At 56.8% G+C, this 14,489-nt stretch carries 17 protein-coding genes and 1 pseudogene; 8 read left to right on the plus strand and 10 right to left on the minus strand.

What is annotated here, in order from left to right:
* Positions 1-45 precede the first annotated feature (45 nt).
* Entirely contained in the window at positions 46-579 is a 534-nt protein-coding gene (locus ACZ47H_RS02145) for a nicotinamide-nucleotide adenylyltransferase (RefSeq protein WP_464933567.1), read from the plus strand.
* A 20-nt stretch (positions 580-599) separates the two neighbouring features.
* On the opposite strand, the gene prf1 is transcribed toward ACZ47H_RS02145, so the two are convergent.
* On the minus strand, positions 600-1,724 hold the full coding sequence (gene prf1, locus ACZ47H_RS02150; protein WP_464933568.1) for a peptide chain release factor aRF-1: 1,125 nt from the start codon (positions 1,722-1,724) through the stop codon (positions 600-602).
* A 127-nt stretch (positions 1,725-1,851) separates the two neighbouring features.
* Here prf1 and ACZ47H_RS02155 point away from each other — a divergent pair, with 127 nt between their 5' ends.
* Both ACZ47H_RS02155 and ACZ47H_RS02160 read left to right on the plus strand, forming a co-directional pair.
* Positions 1,852-2,481: an L-threonylcarbamoyladenylate synthase gene (locus tag ACZ47H_RS02155; protein ID WP_464933924.1), complete on the plus strand. Its 630-nt coding sequence runs from the start codon at positions 1,852-1,854 to the stop codon at positions 2,479-2,481.
* Positions 2,482-2,786: 305 nt separating this feature from the next.
* Positions 2,787-3,104 carry a hypothetical protein gene (locus ACZ47H_RS02160; protein ID WP_464933569.1) on the plus strand — a complete coding sequence of 106 codons (318 nt, stop codon included), beginning with the start codon at positions 2,787-2,789 and terminating at the stop codon, positions 3,102-3,104.
* Between the two features lie 23 nt (positions 3,105-3,127).
* Here ACZ47H_RS02160 and argF read toward each other — a convergent pair.
* Positions 3,128-4,097, minus strand: a pseudogene (gene argF, locus ACZ47H_RS02165) (ornithine carbamoyltransferase).
* Positions 4,098-4,157: 60 nt separating this feature from the next.
* On the opposite strand from argF, the gene ACZ47H_RS02170 reads away from it, so the two are divergent.
* From ACZ47H_RS02170 to ACZ47H_RS02180, 3 genes are read left to right on the plus strand one after another with little or no spacing between them, the layout of a single operon-like run.
* Entirely contained in the window at positions 4,158-4,457 is a 300-nt protein-coding gene (locus ACZ47H_RS02170) for a hypothetical protein (RefSeq protein WP_464933570.1), read from the plus strand.
* Positions 4,405-5,028 carry a MarR family transcriptional regulator gene (locus ACZ47H_RS02175; protein ID WP_464933571.1) on the plus strand — a complete coding sequence of 208 codons (624 nt, stop codon included), beginning with the start codon at positions 4,405-4,407 and terminating at the stop codon, positions 5,026-5,028. The genes ACZ47H_RS02170 and ACZ47H_RS02175 overlap by 53 nt, the downstream gene beginning before the upstream one ends.
* Before the next feature lie 54 nt (positions 5,029-5,082).
* Positions 5,083-5,826, plus strand: coding sequence for a helix-turn-helix domain-containing protein (locus ACZ47H_RS02180; RefSeq protein ID WP_464933572.1), 744 nt, complete (start codon positions 5,083-5,085; stop codon positions 5,824-5,826).
* A 173-nt stretch (positions 5,827-5,999) separates the two neighbouring features.
* Here ACZ47H_RS02180 and ACZ47H_RS02185 read toward each other — a convergent pair whose 3' ends face one another.
* The 8 genes from ACZ47H_RS02185 to ACZ47H_RS02220 are packed head-to-tail and all read right to left on the minus strand — an operon-like array spanning position 6,000 to position 12,572.
* Positions 6,000-7,235 carry an Nre family DNA repair protein gene (locus tag ACZ47H_RS02185; protein WP_464933573.1) on the minus strand — a complete coding sequence of 412 codons (1,236 nt, stop codon included), beginning with the start codon at positions 7,233-7,235 and terminating at the stop codon, positions 6,000-6,002.
* Positions 7,236-7,244: 9 nt separating this feature from the next.
* Positions 7,245-8,441: a potassium channel family protein gene (locus ACZ47H_RS02190; protein ID WP_464933574.1), complete on the minus strand. Its 1,197-nt coding sequence runs from the start codon at positions 8,439-8,441 to the stop codon at positions 7,245-7,247.
* A 6-nt stretch (positions 8,442-8,447) separates the two neighbouring features.
* Complete coding sequence (locus ACZ47H_RS02195; protein WP_464933925.1) at positions 8,448-8,891, minus strand: RecB-family nuclease; 444 nt, start codon at positions 8,889-8,891, stop codon at positions 8,448-8,450.
* Between the two features lie 23 nt (positions 8,892-8,914).
* A complete protein-coding gene (locus tag ACZ47H_RS02200; protein ID WP_464933575.1) occupies positions 8,915-9,889 on the minus strand; it encodes a DNA cytosine methyltransferase in 975 nt (324 codons plus the stop codon).
* Positions 9,864-10,433, minus strand: a complete 570-nt coding sequence (locus ACZ47H_RS02205) for a transcription initiation factor IIE subunit alpha (RefSeq protein ID WP_464933576.1) — start codon at positions 10,431-10,433, stop codon at positions 9,864-9,866. Before ACZ47H_RS02205 ends, ACZ47H_RS02200 begins: the two co-directional genes overlap by 26 nt.
* Positions 10,420-10,992, minus strand: a complete 573-nt coding sequence (locus ACZ47H_RS02210) for a tRNA (cytidine(56)-2'-O)-methyltransferase (RefSeq protein WP_464933577.1) — start codon at positions 10,990-10,992, stop codon at positions 10,420-10,422. The genes ACZ47H_RS02205 and ACZ47H_RS02210 overlap by 14 nt, the downstream gene beginning before the upstream one ends.
* Positions 10,952-12,079 carry a GTPase HflX gene (gene hflX / locus ACZ47H_RS02215; protein ID WP_464933578.1) on the minus strand — a complete coding sequence of 376 codons (1,128 nt, stop codon included), beginning with the start codon at positions 12,077-12,079 and terminating at the stop codon, positions 10,952-10,954. The genes ACZ47H_RS02210 and hflX overlap by 41 nt, the downstream gene beginning before the upstream one ends.
* Positions 12,057-12,572, minus strand: coding sequence for a multiprotein bridging factor aMBF1 (locus ACZ47H_RS02220; RefSeq protein ID WP_464933579.1), 516 nt, complete (start codon positions 12,570-12,572; stop codon positions 12,057-12,059). Before ACZ47H_RS02220 ends, hflX begins: the two co-directional genes overlap by 23 nt.
* A 233-nt stretch (positions 12,573-12,805) precedes the next feature.
* On the opposite strand from ACZ47H_RS02220, the gene ACZ47H_RS02225 reads away from it, so the two are divergent.
* Both ACZ47H_RS02225 and ACZ47H_RS02230 read left to right on the plus strand, forming a co-directional pair.
* Positions 12,806-13,984, plus strand: coding sequence for a proteasome-activating nucleotidase (locus ACZ47H_RS02225; RefSeq protein ID WP_464933580.1), 1,179 nt, complete (start codon positions 12,806-12,808; stop codon positions 13,982-13,984).
* A gap of 40 nt (positions 13,985-14,024) precedes the next feature.
* Positions 14,025-14,486, plus strand: a complete 462-nt coding sequence (locus tag ACZ47H_RS02230; RefSeq protein ID WP_464933581.1) for a PUA domain-containing protein — start codon at positions 14,025-14,027, stop codon at positions 14,484-14,486.
* Positions 14,487-14,489 lie beyond the last annotated feature (3 nt).

Here is a 14,489-nt window from a genome sequence, read left to right on the forward strand (position 1 = left end):
TTCTATCCCCCCTGCATAGACTTCTCCAATGGGGTGGTGTGAGCGTTGCCAGAGAGGGTGAAGAGGGCCCTGATCTTCGGCAGGTTCCAGCCTTTCCATAAAGGACACCTAGCTATAACTAAGTGGGCCCTAGACCAGGGATTCGATGAAATAGTCTTCCTGGTAGGGATGGCCTCGGAGAACTATACACCACGCAACCCCTTCACCGCGGGCGAGAGGATCGAGATGATTAGGCTGAGCCTCCAGGACGAAGGCCTAGGCCTGGAGAGGTTTATAACAGCCACAATCAGGACGCTGGAGACCAGCATTGGATCCGTATACTACGTCCTCTCCTATGTGCCGAGGGTAGACGTTATCCTAACCAGGAACCCGGTCATAGGGAAGATCTTCGAGGACGCGGGGGTTGGGGTGCTCCGGCCTCCAGTGTTCAACAGGGAGGTGTGGAGGGGTGAGAGGATCAGGGAGCAGATGGCCTCCGGGGATCCAAGGTGGATTGAAGCGGTAACTCCCCGGACAGCCGAGTACATATTGTCCATAGGCGGGATCGAGAGGTTGAGGCACTCTCTGGCGAAGGACTAGGATAGCCTCCCTGGGGAGGCCTACCTTGAAATCTTATACCTCAGTATACCTGCCAGGCCCCCGAAGGTGTTCTTGAACCACTCAGACTCGGGGAGGCTGCTGGGTATGACCACGACTTTGGCTCCACTGTAGTTCTCGGCCATCTCCTTCCACTCCTCCAGGTCGTCTCTATCCTCATGTATCAGTAGGAGCTTGACTGCACCCATCTCGAGCGCCCTCTTCAAATCCTCTTCACCATATACTACCATGCCCGTGGCTCTGGCTAGGTGGCTCTTGAACTCCTCCATAGCCTCTATCGAGTCCCTGTAGAGCTGGATCTGGACTGCACCATGAGCCTTCATAACCACCTCCTTTAACCCCTGGTCGCCCTGGTAGGCTACATCAACTAGCTCGTCGGAGACCAGGTTCTGGAGCCTATAGTCTAGGTACTTGCCCTTCACGAAGTCCCGCTTCGCATAGCCTGGGCCCGCCACTATGATCCCTTTGAGCATCCCCTTCTCAACGTAGGGGAGGAAGTGTCTGGCAGCGTGCTCCGCGAACCTCTTGAAGAAGTCATCCACCATCTGCTCTATTATACGGTCGTATCTCCTCTGGCTCTGGCCTCCCATCTTATGCTTGCCTGGAATATAGTCTGAGACCTCCTCTAGGACCTCGAGCCGGGACCCTCTAAGTATGCCTATAGTCCCCTGGTCCCTCTCCACAATAAGTATCCCTATCGCGTCTCGATCCTCAACCATCTCCTCCAGGAAGTCTGTTATAAACCGCTTATCAGTCCTATAGTAGAAGACATTGATCTTCTCGGGCGGGCTGAAGACGTAGCAGGCGAAGTCCCCAGTATCCATGTTCTCGCCGCAGAACATAACCAGGCCGTTTGGGGGGATCTTGGGTATCATCTTCAACCTATCTATAGCCGCCGAGAGCGCCCTCTTCACAGCATTCCTAGTCTTCTTCAACTTAATGTTATCAGCCACGCTCAGCTCCTCGCTCAAGAGGTTCATAACATCACTAACCGGCCTACCCGGTGGAACGTAGAGGCTTAGGAGTACTGTAGCTGGAGCACTCCACTGTTTGAGCTCCTTCAGGAGCTTAGCTAGCCTCCTCCTAGATATCACTAGCTTTGTCTCGTCTATTCTCCCGCGTTGCACCCTCGATGGCACCTTCCTAAATAGGGTTCCCCCTCTAGCCTTATTATACTTCAGTCGAGAATATCGTATACTGGGTGGAGACCTTAACCCATACTCTACTTCGCGAGCCTCTCAAGGGTGGTTGAGTGTGGAAATGGTCGAGGCTAACTGCTACTGCCCCACCAACGACGTAGTAGAGCTGGCTGTCGATACCCTTAGGAACGCTGGACTAGTAGTAGCCCCAACAGATACAGTATACGGCCTCCTCGCGGACCCCTTCAACGAAGAGGCCCTCGAGAGACTTTACAGGGTTAAGGGGAGGGACCCTGGCAAGCCAGTCCCACTCCTGCTCGGCGAAAGCCACCAAGCCCTACTCCTGGTAGAGCCAAGCCCCCAGTTCTGGAAGCTAGCGCTAGCATTCTGGCCCGGCCCCCTAACAATAGTGGAGAAGCCCAGAGAGAACCTGCCAGGACGCCTAGGAGAATGGAGGGGGGTGGGAGTCAGGCTCCCCAAATGCCCCCTAGTCAGGGAGATAGCCCGAAGGCTTGGAGGCATAGTTGTCGGCACAAGCGCTAACAAGAGTGGGCGGGCGCCTCCTAGAACGGCGTATGACGCCCACATAGAGCTAGGTGATAGCGTTGACCTCTACATAGATGGGGGTCCCACCCCCACCGGGAAGCCTAGCACCGTGGTGGACCTCACCGGGGAGGAACCAGTTGTTCTGAGGGAGGGTGGGATAAAGGCTAGTGAAGTCATAAGACTCCTGGGGAGAGGCTAGGATGACGCCGGGTTATAGTTGGCTATCCCTATATCCCCCTATCTGTTCCAGCAACGTGGTTCTTCACTCATGTTGCGAGGAACTTGAACACGTCTAGGGAGAGCGCTACCGTCACCTATATAGTTGACCTTCCACGGCCTAGCTCCAGAGGTGGGTGGAGGGTCCAACGTGATAAGGATTTCTTGATAAATCTTGATAAAACTATAAACATGTTTAGTTTGGCATCGATGTTACCCGGCTACTACCAGGCTTGAACCGGTATCATGCCGCCGGACCCTACTTCTCTTGAATGGGGGGTTGAGGAGTTGGCTGATTATATCATGGTTACAGTCTATACGGGGCCGGATGAGGAGAGCAGGCTTGCGGAGAGGATTGCTAGGGAGGCCCAGGTATTCTTGGCGAGGGAGTACGGTATCCCCGTGGAGGTGGCTGTGATTAGGGTCCCTCTAAGCGGGGAGGAGGCGAGGGAGGAGGGCATCCCTACAACGCTGGTAGAGGATATAGCTGTCGCCAGTGGAAGGGCTCCCTTGATGGTTGAGATCGTTGACGCCGTGTTCGATAAGATAAAGGAGGAGCATGGTTTGACGGAGCCCTTATTCGATCTAGCCAGTGTAGAGGCTTGACCCCGTGGAAGGGCTCCCTCCTCCTAAGGGATTAGTGTGGCGAGGACCGCCTTCTGTATGTGGAGCCTGTTCTCAGCCTGATCCCATACGATGCTCTGCCCTCCATCTATCACCTCATCGGTTACCTCCTCTCCCCTGTGGGCTGGTAGGCAGTGCATGAATAACGCCTTACTGCCCGCAGCCTCCATCAGCTTGGAGTTCACCTGGTATGGTTTGAGGAGGCGGATCTTCTCCTCCCTCTCAGCCTCCTGCCCCATACTGACCCAGACGTCTGTGTATACCACGTCGGCCCCGCTCACGGCCTCGAAGGGATCCTCCACTATCCTTATCTCCGACCCAGACTCCTCCCCAGCCTTCAGGGCGGCGTCTAAGAATCCTCTTATCCGGCTGGAGCTGCCTGGGTGTGGCGACGATCACGTCGACCCCAAGCTTAGCCCCCGCGACGAGGAGGCTGTGGAGCACGTTATCGCTCCCATCACCAACGAAGGCAAGCCTCACTCCCCTGAGCTTCCCCTTAACCTCTAGTATAGTCATGTAGTCTCCCAGCGCCTGCACAGGGTGGCTCAGGTCGCTTAGCCCATTGATCACAGGGACCCTCGAGTGCCTAGCCAGCTCCTCGACCTTGCTGTGCTCCTTCACCCGTGCAACTATACCGTCAACATACCTTGACAGAACCCTCGCAGTATCGGCTATAGTCTCACCCCTGCCTAACTGGAGCTCCCTCCAGCCCAGGTACAGCGCCCTAGCGCCGAGCTGCCAGGCGGCGACGTCGAAGCTTACACGAGTCCTGGTGCTGGGCTTCTCGAAGATCATCGCTATACTCCTTCCCGAGAGGACTGGTATGACCCTCTCTCCTGCATAGTACCTCCTCTTAAACTGGAGGCCCATTTCGATAAGGGCCCGGATCTCGTCGGGGGAGTACTCTGTTAGGCAAGTGAGGCTCCTACCCTTCAAGTTATACAATGTCACAGCCAACACCCCAGGGACCCTCATAAGGCGTCATAGAGGGTTATAGGCTCTAACACATCCACCGGCACAGACGGGTGTGGTTTGATGGCGTCTTACAGGGCTAGGATGAAGGAGAAGGCGATCAAGAAGGCCCTGCTCCGCCAGCTGAGAGAGTCCGGCGCGGACCTCGATGACCTCGTGGAGTGGCTCTGGGACGACTTCGGTAAGAGGGTGAGGAGGGACTGGAAGAGCATAGAGCAAGCGATACTAGGGGATAACGAGATAACCCCCCAGGACATCGCAGTATACATGATAGACGCGGGCCTCCAGCCCAACGAGGGTGCATGGGACGTTGAGCCTGCAACAGGCCTGCCAGGCCGTAAAGGCCGTGTTGAAGGCGGCTGAGCCTAGGCGGGGCGGGAGCACCGGCTACACCGCATATCATGTGGTACAAGCCCTCAGGCTCCTCTCCCAGGAGCCCCCCGTTGGAAGGCCCCGCCTCCAGAGAGAGCTCGGCATAGGCGAGGCGGCGGCTAAGACCCTCCTATCCAGGCTGGAGAGGCTCGGCCTAGTGGAAAAGGTTCCCGGCGGGAGGGGTCATAGGGCCTCCCAGGCGGGGATCCAATACCATGCTGTCCTGTCGAGGCTGATACGCTTCCATAGGCTGAGGGCCTCCCCTCTAGGAGACTCCTACGCCCTAGTATCAGGGGTGCCCGAGCCTGTAAGGGATCTAGTTGGTGTATACAATGTAAGAGACTATCTGGTAGCCGAGGAGTGCAGGGTAAGCATTATAGGGGGTGTAGAGGCGGGGGTCCCCCACTACCCGGGCATACCCGGCGGTGAGGCTGAGACCCTAACGGCATGGGACCCTGGAGTCGAGAGGGGAGTGGTGGTGATAGTCCCCCGGGAATGCCTGGGTAAAGCCTACACCGGCCTCCTCCGCCTCATCATGAGAGAGTACTGCGGTGATACCTAGGGGACCCTCCCTAGTATCTCCTCCAAGCAATAATCTCAACCGGGTGCCTGCCTAGTGGACGATATCGCCGACGCAGTACGACGAATACTCAGCGAGGAGAGGCAGCGGGAGAGGGGCGGGCCGCGGAGCAGGATCGTGGAGGCGATAATGGTCCTCCTACTATCCCGCCCCATGAGGAGCTCGGAGATAGCCTCGATACTAGGCTTTGAGACCAAGTACGTGTCAAGCTACCTCTCATACTGGAAGACCAGGGGCTACGTGGACTACTCGAACGGGTACTGGACCCTCACCCCGAAGGGGGAGGAGTATGCTGAGAAGGTCCTTGAGAGGGAGACCAGTGAGGACTTGGATAAGATGGCTTCCATAGCCAAACGTATATTGTCGAGTGTAAACGTTAAGGAGACAATAAACTACAAAGACTCCCCCAGCCGCGGGGGCCGTGGCCGCGGTTCCTTGTCATTCATTGAGCCTCGAACAGGTAAGAGCCACAATAAACTACAAGAAAGAGCTCGGAGGGCCGCATGCGTGCTGAAGGTGTACAAGGACGACCTAGACGAGGAGGAGCTGGAGGTGCTTTCAAGCCTCCTCTCACACTACGCCAAGTGGGGGAACACTTACATCTACCTGGACAACCTCGCGGAGGCTATGGAAGCAGACTACAACTGGCTCCTAAGGGTGGCTAGACGACTCCAGAGCAAGGGTATAGTATACATCTACACCGATCCCAGGCTTGGAGTCAGGATAGGCCTGACTAAGAACATGAAGGAGTCTCTGGAATCCTGTGTGGAGGCGGGTTAACATTACACATACTACTATACTGGCCCGGTATTATGGTGGTGGAGAGGCGGGTTAGGCTTGCCTCGCGAGGGACCCTATACTAGCGGTTTGCATATTGATGTTCAATAATACCTGGCGCGGAGGGGAGAATCCAACAAGAAATACAGGGCAGGGTAGCGTATAGTAGATCTTGGCTAGAAGAAGTCTGTAACCCGGCTCCTCCGGAACCTCCCCCATGGGAGAAACCTGCTCTCAGAGAGGAGCTTATCAGGGTTATCGTGGAGCCCCCTAACAATCGATTCAAGCTCCCCCAAGGCAAGCGACGAGGCTATAGGCCCAGACCCCATAGCCCTCCGGACAGTCTCCCTAATATGCCAGTTTCCTACCGGAGCATAGTATGAGGGGGTTATCTCCCGCAGTATTACAACGTCGGCCCTCCTACCCCTCCTAGCCAGGTGCTCTAGGACCGCTATCTTGGCTGCAGAATAGCCTCCGTCCTCAGCCGTCTTTCTGCCGAGGGGGTCTTCTTCAACCCTCCAGATTACAGGGTCCCTCGCGCTCCTAGTCCATAGCGTGTTTGGCTGCCACGCCTCGATCCACTCGATGCTCCCGGGACCCGGCATGAGTATTATGGTGAACTTGTTGCCAAGGTATTCTCCATGATATACCTCGACCCTGTCGAGCTCGGGCTTATCCCTCAGCTTCTCCCTCAAGTGCCTCGATATAGTCTCATCCACGGCTGTTATAGCCCACCTTGTAGGCACGACCCTCCTCGCCCTGAGCCTGCCTAGGAAGCCAACGCTCATGATCCTCTGGATCGAGTAGACGTCCAGCCCCGCCTCGTATAATTCTATTATAGCGTCTGCGGCGGGAGCGTCGTCCCAGATCATCCTCTCAGCGGGCTTCGGGAGGCGGGGGTTGCCAGCCACCCTTATCCTCTCCACGGGCGCGGAGGGACCCCGGGGCTTGCTGATCCCGTCGAAGGATAGCCTAGGCACTGGTGGCTTGGCGAGCTTCGCCTCACTATCAACGGGCTCCTCGGAGACCGCGGCGAGGCCAACCTCCTCCTGGTACAGCCTGTAGGGGTCCCTTGCATCCACGCTCATACTGGCTGATAGGAGCTCGCTGCGAAGCGTTATGATCCTGGAGAGGGGCTCCCTCCTCACGGCCCATAGGGTTGGCGCTTCATGATACCTCGCCTCCTCGCCGTGGAGGCCTGGGGGTATCATGTAGTAGACTCTAACTTTCGGGTAGCCGTGCTCGCCCACAAGTATCCCTGGTGGGGTAGCTCCCTCTACGAGGGTCCCCCTCGCGCTTGTAGCCGCTTTAACCTGGGCCCTGAAGGCTTCTAGTATAGGGCATTTCGGGAGCCCGCAGAGCCTCTTGTACCCCTTGCAGCGGGCGCAGAGCTCGGGGGGTATGCGGGGCATCAGCTACACCTACTCCTCCTCTATCTCCTCCAGCTCCTCTAGTCCTAGCTTGTGGAGGGATCCCAGGATCTCCTCCTCGTCCTCTACCCCCTCTGGACCGGCCTCTTTGAAGTACTTTACTAGGAGCTCGTCCCCCTCGCGGAGCACGTAGTCTGGGGGTACGGGGAGGATCCACTTGGATCCCCTCTTGACCGCTAGCACTTCTACTCCATAATCTGCGAGCTTGAGGCTCCTTAGGGGGACCCCGTCGAGCTCCTTGGAAACCCTTAGCCTCGTATACCCCTCCTCCGCCTCCTCGACAGCCTCTCCCAGGAACTCTGAGTACTCTTCATATTCTGGGGAGAGAACTATCCTCGAAATGAGTACCGCCGCATCAGCTATTTCCTCGAGGGCTGTGGCGAATATGGAGATGCTGACGGATTCCCTCGCCTCCGCCGGGATGGATGATGCGTAGGAGTTCTCGAGCACGTCGAGGTAGAGGCCGTCGATCCCCGTCTCCAGGTCCCCTATGAGGGATGCCAGGCTCCTATCAACATATACTAGGGCGTGGAAGGAGATCTCTAGCATAAGCCTGCTCATATTCTTCAATCTTAGGAGCCCATCCGCGAGCTCGTCTCCCGCCAGTGCTGCGGATACCAGGTAGCTGTTGCCTAGCGGGGTCCTGTCTCCGGGCACCTCCAGCTGCCTTGAGACTTGAAGGACTTCTTCAGGAGTCCCTCTTATGACTAGGAGGTCGCCTTCAAGTATCCTCTCCTCCCGGGGTGCTAGGATGTAATTGTCTCCCCTCCTGACGAGTAGTATATCGACGTTTCCATCCAGCTCTGAGACCGTCTTGGAGGATCTTATCAGTCCTATGACCTCCCCGCAGCAGTTCACAACGCTCCTCACATACCTGTGTATTGGGTAGTCTCTTATCACCAGCCCGGCCAGGTCTCCGGCAGAGTCTGTTATCCTGTCGAAGGCCCTGGCTAGGTCGGTTATTGCTGTCGCGAGGCCTGTTTGATCCGGGCTCCTGACTGATAGGCTTGCTTTAGCAGCGATCTCCCTGACTAGGTCGTCGATCCTATTCTCTATGTGGAGGACCTCCATCGCGGCTATCTTGCTCCCGCTCGCTAGGGAGTAGAGGGCTAGGTCTACCGCTATGCTCGAGTAGTATTTCGCCTCCTTGATAAGATCCTTAACCGTCCTGCCAAAGCCCCGGGGCACAGAGCTTCAACCCCTCTCTTTCAGGGAGTATAGTATTATGCTGGCCTCCGCTATGGGGCCGAGCCTCCCCTCGACTCCGCGGAGGTATATGGGGGTCCCCATCTTCGCCTCTTTAACAGTGAAGTCCGGCTCGGAGCCCTGGAATACTATGAGCACTCTGCCCTCATATACTGGCGGGTTGCTGGGATCGTATTCCTCCTCCATGTAGTCCCGTGTGACTATAAGGGTCTTGTCCGGGGCTAGGAGTTCTACTGCATCGTTTAGGTCTGGCAGCACTATAAGCCTCTTCCCCTCCTTCAGGGCTATCCTTGTGGCCTCGGGTATCCCGGCCTGCGCGGCGCCCCCGTAGGCCTTGGTTACAACGAGGGTCTGGTAGCCTAGACTATAGACTAGCCTGGCCATATCGCTTACCCTTTGAACGCTGCTGACATTGTGGAGTACAGGTATCACTTCCAACCCTGCACGGCACCCTCCTATACCTCGTTGAGGGCGTGGATTATAGACTCTGCTATCGCCATGGCGAGGGGTGGGGGGACAGCCTCCCCCACCATATCGTATTGTGCATCCCTGCTTCCAAGGAAGATGTGGTAGTCTGGGAACCCCATGAGCCTAGCCTGCTCCCTCACTGTGAGGAGGCGGGGGTGGATTGGGTGTATGAATCTCGACGACCCCATAACGGTGGGGGCGATCCTGTTCGGGTGCAGCTTGATGTAGTTTGGAAGCCTCCTCCCCCCGGCGCCTGTATATGTTATGAGGGAGTCTCCCCACCTGAGCCTCGCGAGCCTCCTAGCATACCGCTTGGAGAGCTGTGGGGGTGGGTCGTGGTTCGCGGGGTATCCTGCTCCCGGCTCTGGGAGGCCCTTCAACGCCTCCATTACTGTTGGGGGCCTCCTCCTCGCCGGCTTGAGTCTTAGGTTTGAGACGAACACCCTGGTCCTGTGGCTGGGGGTCCCGTAGTCCTCTGCCTTCAGGGTGTTGAAGTATACTTTCTCATAGCCCTGCCTCTTAAGCTCGTCTCGTATTGCTGCCTGTATTGGCTTCTCAAGGATGCCGGCCACGTTCTCGATCACGAATACCTTTGGCTTAACCTCCCCTATCAGCCTTATAGCGTGGAGGAATAGCTGGCCCGCGGGGTCCTTGTAGAGCCTGTCTAGGGGGTTCTTCATCCTCCGGGGGTTTGCTCCCGTGAAGGGCTCGCATGGAGGGCTCGCTATGACTACGTCGAAGTCTCCCCTAGTGTATCCTGTCAGATCTTTTATAACGGCTAGGTCCACCTCTTTTATATCATCGGCTATAAAGTATGCACCTGGGAAGTTCGCCTTATACGTCTTCGCGGCTGGGGGGAAGTTGTCGACTCCCAGCACCGGTTTGAAGCCGGCCTCCTCGAAGCCCCTCGCGAACCCGCCGGCCCCGGAGAATAGGTCAAGGAGCTCGAAGGAGTTCCTCATCCCTTCTTATCTCCTCCTCGAGCATGGCGATGCGCTTGCGGAGGTACTCCTTAACCCTACTGTTGTCCTCCTCTACCAGCATAGTGTTGCACTTGGGGCATGTGAAGTCGAACTCGAACGCCTCCTCGAACGTGTACCTTAACCCGTCGGTGGGGCAGCGGAAGAAGGTGTTGCTCTCCTCATACTCTAGCCTCTGCCTGAGCTTCTCCAGCACCTTCTTCTTCCTCCAGTAGAGGCTCATGTTGATCCCAGTATAGTCTGGGTACCAGTAGTATCTCGTCGCACCGGTTGTGGGGTGCCTACCCCTCCTATACCCGACCATCCTGAGCGAGTAGAGCATTCGGAGCACGTTCCTTATCTCTCCCTGCCTCAGCTTCGTTATCTCCGATAGCTCCTCGTCGCTCAGTCCCTTCCCATCGGTGGCTTGGAGCAGGGTTGTGAATATCTTCACAGCATTGTCTGGGTCTAGCCTGTTCTTTAAAGCGAGCCTCCTTATGAATTCGAATAGTGCCTCTGTCTTCCGCTTGTTATCAGCATTCGACACCGCCTGTCACCGTTTTACCGCGGGGGCTAGGTACTATCCTAGCCCTGGCTCCATAGAAGATACTATATAGTTCTCGGCCCCTATATAGTCTATCCAAGAATACGGCTAGCGCTGCGACCTCGCTGTGAGGCTGGTTCCCAACCGCCACATTATAGTCTGCTGCATCATAATAGTACCTCTCAACCTTGCTAGCCCCCACAACTATCAGCTTCGGCCTAGTTGACGAGCGGATCTCCTCTATCACATCGTCGACAGGGACCCCGTACATTGTTAGGTGGATGACCTCTCCTCCCATCTCGTGCCACTCCTCCACCTTCCTCCTACCGCTCACTCCGCACTCGTACTCGACCTCCCCACCCCAGCACTCGAGAGTCCTCCGGAGACTCCTCTCCACACTGTCGTCGCAGGCGCCTGCTAGGATGAACCCGTTGGCCCCGAAGGCTCTCGCTACCAGCGCTACATGGGTTGTGATCCTCTTATCCCTCTGGGGCCTGTGGCCTAGGCGGAGCACGTATACTTTACCGTAGGGGTCCCACGGTTTCGGCAGCTTCTCCTGCAATTCTCAGGATCACCTCTAGCAGGTCTCCTAGCCCCGCGCCAGTCCGGGCTGATACTGGGACTATAGGGGTCCCTGGGGCGAAGCTTCTGGTTATCCTCCGTATGTAGTCTATCTTCTCCCTGGCCTCTCCGGGTTCAAGTAGGTCGATCTTGTTGGCGGCGATTACTAGTCTCCCGTCGAGACCCGCGGCCCCTATGTTTGCGAGTGTCTCGAGCCCCGCCTCTATCTTCTCGGCTATGTCTCTGTCTGGCTCGGTAGTGTCTACTACGAATATGATCACGTCACTGTATGCTACCTCCTCGAGGGTTGAGCGGAAGGCTTCAATAATCTCGTGGGGGACCCTCCTTATGAATCCCACTGTGTCGACGAACACGATCCTAGCCCCCTTATAGGATACAGCCTTATGCTTGGGGTGGAGTGTTGTGAAGTACTCTTCCCCGGTTGGCTTGTCCTCCCTTGTGAGGGTGTTGAAGAGAGTCGTCTTCCCGGCGCTCGCGTAGCCCACGATGGAGGCGTGGATCATGCCCTGCCTCCTTCTCTCCTCCAGCCTGTTAACCCTCCTCTTCCGGAGCTCCTCCAGCTGCCTCCTTATCCTGGCGAGCTTCCTCTCAAGGCTGTACCTGTACCTGTCTATAGCGTATTCTCCTGGGCCGAGGAAGCCGGGGTCCTCGCCCATCCTCGCCCTCCTCACGTACTCTCTTAGGAGGGGGAGCTGGTGCCTTATCCTCGCCGCCTCTATCTGGAGCTTTGCCTCCCTGCTCCCCGCGTGGCGTGTGAATATCTCGAGGATTAGTGATACCCTGTCTATCACCCTCCTCCGGGTCGCCTTTTGGAGGGCGTAGATTGTTGTGGGTGGGGGCTCACCGTAGTATATTATAGTGCCTACTCCGAGCTCGTCCGCCTCCATCATTATTCTCTCGATGGTCCCCTTCCCAGGTCTTCCCGGGTTGCGGAGCTTGATTATCCCCTTTACCCTGTAGCCTGCTGTCTGGGCTAGTGCTAGGGCTTCGTCTAGGTAGTCGAGGTCTCTCCTGGGTATTAGGAGGAGTGAGTCCTGGTCTGGGCTAGTCCTCGTCCTTCCTGACAATAACTACGTCACCCAGGGTGAGGGTCCCTGGATCCGACCTGTAGTCCTCCTCCATGTCGGGGAGCTCGGTCGGCTCCAGCAATTCTATCTTCAATAATGACTCGATCTTTCTGGCAAGGCTTATGGAGGGCTTCATCTTGCCGGACTCGATCCTCCTGAGCATTGTTTCGCTTATCCTAAGCTTCTGGGCTAGGACGCTAGTAGTCCATCCCTTAGCCTCCCTAGCCCTCCTGATCCTCTCATAGTAGTCCTCCACTAGTTCGTACTGGTCCAAGGGTAGGGTCTTGGGGGTCCTCCTCTTCAACACGGGCTTCTTCTTAGGCTGGCTCCTAGGAGCCTCCCTCAGGAGGACTGCACGCCCGCTCCTGGAGAGTTTTAGATAGCAGCTCGCGCAGAGGACCATCTCCACGCCGTCGACCACCGCCCTGTAGGGGCGGCCCTCGATCCTCCTACCACACATCTCGCAGTAGTATACCTGGCCCGTCCCAGGCAATTCTAGCCACTCTCCCTAACCTATCACGTCTAGCCCAGAGCCTTAATACTCTCTCCTAGGATCAAGGCACCGTTACACAATTAACGGCGAGCGATACTCTGCAAGCGGGCACCTGGCTGGTTCCTGGGGGGATGGTGCTCTCCCGATAGTAGCGTGGTATATACTAGGATAAACAAGGCTAGCCTCATTATAAGGGTTGTTGGATACTAGTGGTTAAATGGTGAAGCTGGGGGTTGTCGCTGAGTACCAGTGGTAGGAGGCACTTCGACGACGTCGAGGAGGAGGTGCGGTTCCTTAGGGAGAGGGTAAAGCACCTCATGCAGATCAAGATGAGCCTAGAGCAGGATCTCGACAGGTATAGACGGGAGATTGAGAAGCTGATGAGCCCCCCGCATATTGAGGCGACTGTGCTCGAGGTCCTGGATGATGGATTTGTGATCGTCAAGAGCACTACTGGGCCAAACCTTGTGGTGAAGGTCTCCGAGAAGATTGATGCTAGGAGCCTTAGGCCCGGCATGAGGGTGGCGCTCAATAACAGGGGCTCCACGATTGTTAGGGTGCTCCCCAACGTTGTAGACCCCATGGTTAAGGCTATGGAGGTTATAGAGAAGCCGAATGTAACCTTCGATGATATAGGCGGGCTGAGGGATCAGATAAGGGAGCTCCAAGAGGTCGTAGTACTCCCCCTCGTGCAGCCAGAGGTCTTCAGGGAGATGGGCATAGAGCCTCCGAAAGGGGTTCTCCTCCACGGCCCGCCGGGTACTGGTAAGACCCTGCTCGCCAAGGCGGTGGCGAGGGCGTCTAATGCTAGATTCATCCGTGTTGTGGCTAGCGAGTTCGTGAACAAGTTCATAGGGGAGGGTGCGAGGCTCGTCAGGGAGGTGTTCAGGTACGCTCGGGATAATGCCCCAGCCATAGTCTTTATCGACGAGATCGACGCTATAGGGGCTAGGAGGGCGGACCTAGGCACTAGCGGTGACCGGGAGGTCCAGAGGACGCTCCTCCAGCTCCTCGCCGAGATGGACGGGTTCGAGCCCCTCTCCAACGTGAAGGTTATCGCGGCCACCAACAGGCTGGACCTCTTGGACCCAGCGCTCCTGAGGCCCGGCAGGTTTGACAGGATCATAGAGGTCCCGCTTCCAAACTTCGAGGGTAGGCTGGAGATCCTTAGAGTGCATACTAGGAAGGTGAAGCTCGCGGGAGACGTTGACCTCGAGAGGATCGCTAGGATCACCGAGGGCTTCAGCGGAGCCGATATAAAAGCCGTAGTAACCGAGGCAGGCTACTATGCTATAAGGGAGGGTAGGAGGAGGATCAGTATGGAAGACCTCCTCAGGGCTGTGGAGAAGGTTAGGGGTAGGATCAGGGGCTCCAGCAGTTCACCATCCCAGTCCCTCACCCAACACTATTAGACTCCCCTCTTACCCTTCCCTCCCCTAGGGTAGTATGGGGTTGAGGCGTAGGCTCTCGGAGAGCGATGCCATGCTCTTGAGGGCCCGGGCAGCGTATCAGTGGGATTGGAGCGTGGCCCGGGCCCTCATACCGGGCCCCGAGGGGTTCATGGTTGATATTGTTAGGGGTAGGATGAGGTACGTTCTCATGGAGGGATCCGTCTACCTTACCCTTAGACCCAACGACGGCTTGTTCTCCCCCTCACTCGCGGCGGCCCGGAGGATAATTGCTGCCTCCGAGCCCCCCAGGTATAGGATTATTATTCGGGGGGATAGGGAGGTTAGGGGTAGTATACTGGCCAGGGACGTGGCCGGGATGGATCCGGAGCTTAGGCCTGGGGACGAGGTTGTAATAGTGGATGAGAACGACGCACTGGTTGGGGTGGGGAGGCTGAGGGTCCCCTACCGGATGATCGATGGCCTAGTGTATGGTGAAGTGGCTAGGGTTAGGTCGAGGGCGTGATCG

It is taken from the genome of Thermodiscus maritimus, from assembly GCF_055382595.1.